Source organism: Lutibacter sp. (assembly GCF_046055765.1).
Lineage (GTDB): Bacteria > Bacteroidota > Bacteroidia > Flavobacteriales > Flavobacteriaceae > Lutibacter.
Genome location: NZ_JASFZF010000019.1, coordinates 1 through 6,953 on the forward strand (window position 1 = coordinate 1; position 6,953 = coordinate 6,953).

Sequence of the window (6,953 nt, forward strand, 5' to 3'; positions counted from 1 at the left end):
TACAAATTATAACATATTCGTATTTATATCTGTTTAGCCAATTTGATAGTTATAATTGCATATTATGTTAAATATCCTAGAAACATTCAATTTCTTAACGATATTCAGTACTTGGGTCAAGAAAAATTCAAATATACGATTCTCAGAAAAGTTCACGTTTATTAATTTGTAGCTATAATTTGCCATTATGTTAAATTGCCGATATCAATCACTTTATTGTCTTACCTAAAATTTTGTGAGACCCCTAAAAAAAATTAAGATGCACAACAACTTAATTTAGAAACATCTTTTCCAAAAGTAATAGCTGCTAATTTTATACCTTCTCCAAGTGTCAAGTATGGATAAAAACTTTCTGCTAAATCTTTTACAGTAATACCAAACTTAATAGCCATACTTAACTGTTGGATAAGTTCTCCGCCCTCAGGTGCTATTACTCTTACTCCTATTAATTTATCAGTTTTTATATTACGAATTAGCTTTATAAAACCTCTGGTATCTTGAGCTGCTAATGCTCTTGGAACGTGAATCAAATCTAATTTAGAGACTTCAAAAAGAATACCTTTTTTCTCTGCTTCTATTTCGTCTATTCCAGCTCCTGCAATTTGAGGGTCGGTAAATACTACCCAAGGTAATGACGAATAATCGATACTGCTTTTTAACAAAGAAAATGCATTATTTACTGCTGTATTTCCTTCGGTTGCTGCTGTATAAACAAATGATGGTGTATTTGTTACATCACCTGCTGCATAAATATTAGAAATATTAGTTTCCATTTTTTTATTAACAAGAATGTGTCCGCTTTTTGTTAAATTAATATCAATATTTATAAGTCCTAATCTAGAGGTGTTTGGTTTTGTGCCGGTAGCTACAACAATATGTCCAGGTTCTACAATTTGAGTTATAGAGCCATCAGGACGGTTACAATGAATAATTGTATCTGTTCCATTTTTTTCTATTTTAAAAGCTCTAAAATTTGGAAGAATTTCAATGCCTTCTCTTTTCATTTGTGCAACCAAAACATCTGTAATATCTTCAGTTTGACTTCGCAATGGTCTATCTGTAAATTCAATGATTCGTACTTTTACGCCCAAACGACTGTATGCTTGTGCTATTTCCAATCCTATATAACCAGCTCCCATTATAGTTAAGCTTTCAGGTTTTTCTTCTAAATCGAATAACGACACGTTAGTTAAATAACCAACTTCATTTAACCCATCAATATTGGGAATATTAGTTGTTGTTCCTGTTGCAATCACAATGTTTGTTGCAGTATAAGTATCTTTTCCATCTACAAGAATAGAATTAGCATCTACAAATTCTGCCCAACCTTTAAGCATTGTTAAGTTTTTAAAATCACTTACAACATCCATATATTTTTGTTGTTGCAATGCTGAAACCAACTCTTTTTTATCTTTAATAATCTGTTTAAATTCAATATCTACACCTCTTGGTATAATCCCTTTAAAATTTGAATGTGTGGCATGATATGCAGTTTCAGCAGCTCTAATTAAGTTTTTTGAAGGCACACAGCCAACATTTACACACGTGCCACCAAAATCTAATCCACCATTTACCATCAATGTAGTAAGCCCTAAACTTTCAGCTTTTATGGCTGCTGAAAATGCTGCTGAACCACCACCAATAACAATTAAATCGAATTTTTTTCTACCATCAAAATCTTTGGCATTTATAACACAACAATCATCTTTTTCAGCATCATTAATTACTGAATAATTACCAATGTTATTTACCGCATTAATAACATCCTGAGTACTTATCTTGTTTATATCAAAAATAAAATTTCCGTTTCCTGTTTGGTGATTTACTGAACTGCTTACAATGCCATTAATCCTATTCATATCTTTTTCTATATGTAATGAACAACCACTACAGGTCATTCCATCAATATTTAAATTCATTGTTTTATGACTCATCTTTTACTTTATTTATTACTTTGTATCCAGTAGAGTTTATGGCTTTTTCAATTTGCTCTTTAGAGGTTTTTGTATTGTCAAATTTCACTTCTGCATTAGCCTTATCATAAGAAGCCTCTATATTTATGATGCCTTCCAATTCACTTACAACATGTTTAACATGTACTTCACATGAAGTACATGTCATGCCTTTCACATCAAAGTTTACAGTATGAATATTAGATTCACTTACTATAACAACTTCCTTTTTATTATCAGGATAAAAAATTGAAGAATAATAAGGGAAAGTAATAGAAACAACAGCAAATAATGTTATACCTATTAAAAAGCCTTTGGTTTGAAACCATTTATGTTTTTTGTCTATTTCACAATTACAATCATCTGTATTTTTAGGTTTAAAATAATTATACCAAGCATAGCCAATAGCTATAATAGCCAACGCAATTAAATAAGGCCTAAATGGTTCCATAAATGATAATACTGAAGCACTACCTCCTACTCCTGCAAATAATGCAATTACTGGCGGAATGCAACATGATGATGCTGCAATAGCTGCAAACAAACCAGTATATGCAACTTTTTTTGATGTTTTTTTAGTTTTCATATTTTTTTAACTAAGCTATTTTTCTTATTAATTCTATTGACTTAAAAATGCTATTAAAGATCTTAGTTTCATCATTATTTAAAGAATAATAAAGTGTTTGACCATCGCGTCTTGAAGTGATTATTCCTGCATCCTTAATTTTACGTATATGTTGCGAGATTGCAGGTACACTCATTTTTAGAATGTCTGCTAAATCACACGGACATAATTCATTTTCAGTATTTAATAGAAAAAGAATTTTTAATCTTACATCATTTCCAGCAATGGATAATAATTTTGTCATTTTTTGAAAACTTCCTTCCATTTCATCTAACATCTCCATACAGTTTTGTAACTGTTTTTGATTAGCTTCCGCTCTTGTACAAGTTATTTCTAATTTCATAAGTTATGTTTTATAAATACAAACATATAATTAATTACGTATTTAAGCAAATACTTAAATATATTTAACAAAAAATTATAATTAATACCAAAAAAATCTTTTAAATAATTACTGCACTCTACTTCATTACATAAAAAGTGTTTAATTGAAATTGTAAAAGAAACTTAGTGTCAACTTTCATATTTACAAAAGCTCTAGTTTTATAACTATAATGCTAAATTTAAAGTAGAGCTGATATTTTACATTCATTAGGATTAAAATTTTTAATATAATTATAAAGAATATTTTTTGTTCTTAAAATAGTCAATTAATTTTGATTATTAAATAGTAGAAATCTTATAAAATATTCTATATTTATTTGAAATAGGGTACTCAATGATAAAAAGAAATAAATTTGGAACCTTTTCAGGAGTTTTTACACCTTCCCTACTTACTATATTAGGTGTAATAATGTACATGCGTTTGGGTTGGGTTGTTGGGAATGCAGGGTTAATTGGAACAATAGTCATTATCATTATATCACACGTAATAGCTGTTACAACTGGTTTAAGTGTTTCTTCTGTAGCAACTGATAAAAAAATTGGAGCTGGAGGTATTTATTATGTACTTTCTAGAAGTATGGGAATTCCAATTGGTGGATCTATAGGAATTGCTTTGTACGTGGGGACTGCTTTTTCAATATCCTTATATTTAATTGGATTTTCTGAAAGTTTTAATAACTATTTTGATTTAGGAATGACAATTAATAGTTACAGAATTACAGGCTCAATTGCTCTTTTACTGCTTACTGCTTTAGCTATTAAAAGTACTTCAACTGCAATAAAAATTCAATATTTCATTTTAGCCGCAATTATTTTATCCTTAATATCAATCTATTTTGGAACAACAGAATTTGCTCCTCAAACAATCCACATGCTTCCATCTGAAGGATCAGTTCCTTTAGAGACTGTTTTTGCCATATTTTTCCCTGCTGTTACAGGATTTACCGCTGGAATTGCGATGAGTGGTGATTTAAAAAACCCAAAAAAATCTATTCCTATAGGAACTTTACTAGCTATTGGAGTTGGTTTAATAGTTTATATTGGATTAGCAATATTTATTGCAACTCATGTAAATACAGCTATTTTAAAATCGGATTATAATATTTTAATAAAAATTTCCTTTTTTGCTCCAGCAGTAATAGCAGGTATATGGGGAGCAACGCTTTCATCAGCTTTAGGAGGAATTTTGGGAGGACCTAGAATTTTGCAAGCCATGTCTATTGATAAAGTAACACCTAAAATATTTGGAAAAGGTAAAGGTGAAAATAACGAACCTGTAAATGCTTTAATTTTAGTTTTTTTAATTGCTGAAGCAGGTATTTTAATAGGTGAACTTGATGTTATTGCTAGAGTAGTTTCTATGTTTTACCTAACGGCCTATGGATTTATTAATATTTCTTATTTTTTAGAAAGCTGGGCGAACCCTGATTTTCAGCCAACTTTTAAAATAAAAAGATGGATAGGATTATTAGGTTTTATTGCTTGTTTTGGGGTCATGTTCAAATTAGACATAATAGCTATGATTGGTGCTTTAGCCTTAATTACAGGTTTGTATTTTATGTTAGAAAGAAAAGAAGTTAAATTACAATCTTCAGATATTTGGAAAAGTGTTTGGGAAAATATTGTAAATAAGGGATTGGTTAAAATTTCTGATAAACATAATGACAATGCTAATTGGAACCCAAACATCATTTTATTTAGCCAAGAAAGTGAACACCAAAAATATTTATTAGAATTGAGTAAGGTGGTTTCAAGTCATACTGGAATAGTTACCAATTTTAAACTTATTTTAGATAAAGATGATAAAATTCCGTTAAAAAAATCAGAACAAATAGATAGAAGTAGTACTTATAAAGATTTAAAAATATTTGGAAGACAAGTAAAAGTAGATAATTTATATAAGGGAATTACTAATATTGCCACTACCTTCGGATTTTCAGGTGTAGAACCTAATACCATAATGATGGGTTGGCCAAAAGGTCTTGAAGAATCAAAAGAATATGAAGAAATGACAGAAACCCTACTTCATTTAGATTTTAATTTATTATATCTCGATTTTGATAAAAAAGCAAAATTTGGCAACTATAATTCAGTTGATTTATGGTGGAGAGAAACTGATAGTAAAAATGCTGAAATGATGTTAAATATTGCTCGTTTTATCCTTTCTTCTCCAAAATGGGATAAAACTTCAATTCGGGTTTTATTTGTGAATAATAATGATGTAAATTCAACTATAATTCATGCTAAAATTTTAAAACTAGTTGAAAATTTAAGAGTAAATGTAGAAATTCAAATTATAGCAAATGTTGTTGAACAAATTCCATTTTATGATTTAATTAAAATCTATTCATCATCAACTAATTTAACCTTAATTGGTATTCCAAATTATAAAATTGAAAAGCAAACAGAGTTTATCTTAAAAACAAACGAATTATTTGAAACAATTGGCTCAACTTTAATGGTAAAAGCTGCAAATAATTTTAATGAACTTGATTTAGACTTTATAAAAAACAACTAAAAAATTACTTCTACCCAATACGAACTACCACTCATTTTAACATCTTTAACTTTAAAAACTTCATCTTTACTTGTAGTGTGGATATTAAAGTTAAATCCTGGAGTTCCATAAGGACCTTTATGAATATTTCTTTGTGAATTGGCAAATATTAGATCATTCACTTCAGGAATATTTTCATTATTAGGTTCAAAAATCGAAAAATATAATTCACCTGTTGAAGATGAAAATTGGACAAAACCATCTGAAACAAAAAAGACATCTAGCTTATTCAAAGCTTCTTTGTAAAAAATAGCTTCTTTTTTAAAATCCATAAGGTAGTTTAAATAATCTATTGAAGTATTTTTATCTATAGCACGATACCATTCAGCTTCTTCATAAGCAACTTCTTGTAGTGCTTTTATTATGCCATTTGCATCATTTACATGAGCACATTCTGAATAGGTATTTAAATGATTTTTAAAATCTTCTATTTTAATACTTTCTTTAATCAAATCCCAGTCTTCACTATCGGTTGCCATAGCAATAGTTTCTTCATTTGTATCATCTGTATCATCATTAATATCAGAACTGCTAGTAGCTACAAAATAAATTGCTAAAATTACTATAAATGAACCTATTACATACTTAAGATAACTTTTCTTTTTTTTAGATTCGTTTCCAATTTCTTTATCTGCAGTTTCTATTTTTGCAACTGTTTTAATAGAATCTTTAACTTTATTTTTTTGTAAATCTGGAGCGGATTTTTCAATAACAGTTTCCTTTTTAACCTCTTTTGTAATTGAATTTAAATTTAAAGCATTAAGTAGTACTTCAGTGCTTTTTTTCTCATCTAAATAATAATCAATATGCTGAATACGCCTTAATCTAAAAGGTATATCACAGTCCTCAATTTTAATAGGAATTACTCTTTTATTTTCTTCTAATGCATAAGATATTTCATCCATGACATTATTAGATTTTACTGAATTATTAGATAAAATAAGGATTACATCCTGACAAGTTTCTAAAGCTGACTCAATTGAAGTATCCCAATGTCCACCTGGTTTTATTTGTTTATCAAGCCATAAATTTGCACCAGCTTCTCTTAAGTTTTTAGTGAATTTTGATACAAAATCCGTATCCTTTCGAGAATAACTAATAAATATAGTATTCGAAGACATATTAAATAATTTTAGTTAGTAGTAGTAGTAGTTTATTTAGTTACCAATATAGTAATTTTTATTTTAAAAAACTCTTACCATTTAAAAATCAGTAATTTACATTATAAACTTATACGTAAAAATTTTATAAAATCATCTTCTGGGTTATTAATACTCATTATTGTATTAACGTGAGTTCGATATAAGTAAAATAATACAAATTGTTGAATTGGTGTGTTTTATAGTTGTTTTGTCATTCCTGCGAAGGCAGGAATCCATAAATAGGATGCGTTTAGATTCCTGCCTTCGCAGGAATGACACCCGTTTTTACTATA

The 6,953-nt window shown here is 28.6% G+C and carries 5 protein-coding genes; 1 reads left to right on the forward strand and 4 read right to left on the reverse strand.

The window, feature by feature from the left end:
* Positions 1–254: 254 nt before the first annotated feature.
* From merA to QM495_RS02060, 3 genes are read right to left on the reverse strand one after another with little or no spacing between them, the layout of a single operon-like run.
* Entirely contained in the window at positions 255–1,934 is a 1,680-nt protein-coding gene (merA, locus tag QM495_RS02050) for a mercury(II) reductase (RefSeq protein ID WP_408670444.1), read from the reverse strand.
* Positions 1,924–2,538, reverse strand: coding sequence for a mercuric transport protein MerTP (merTP, locus tag QM495_RS02055; RefSeq protein WP_408670445.1), 615 nt, complete (start codon positions 2,536–2,538; stop codon positions 1,924–1,926). The genes merA and merTP overlap by 11 nt, the downstream gene beginning before the upstream one ends.
* A 10-nt stretch (positions 2,539–2,548) precedes the next feature.
* Complete coding sequence (locus QM495_RS02060) at positions 2,549–2,920, reverse strand: ArsR/SmtB family transcription factor (protein ID WP_408670446.1); 372 nt, start codon at positions 2,918–2,920, stop codon at positions 2,549–2,551.
* 375 nt (positions 2,921–3,295) lie between these two features.
* On the opposite strand from QM495_RS02060, the gene QM495_RS02065 reads away from it, so the two are divergent.
* On the forward strand, positions 3,296–5,479 hold the full coding sequence (locus QM495_RS02065; protein ID WP_408670447.1) for an amino acid permease: 2,184 nt from the start codon (positions 3,296–3,298) through the stop codon (positions 5,477–5,479).
* On the opposite strand, the gene QM495_RS02070 is transcribed toward QM495_RS02065, so the two are convergent.
* Positions 5,476–6,639 carry a toll/interleukin-1 receptor domain-containing protein gene (locus QM495_RS02070; RefSeq protein WP_408670448.1) on the reverse strand — a complete coding sequence of 388 codons (1,164 nt, stop codon included), beginning with the start codon at positions 6,637–6,639 and terminating at the stop codon, positions 5,476–5,478. The genes QM495_RS02065 and QM495_RS02070 overlap by 4 nt on opposite strands.
* Between the last annotated feature and the right edge of the window lie 314 nt (positions 6,640–6,953).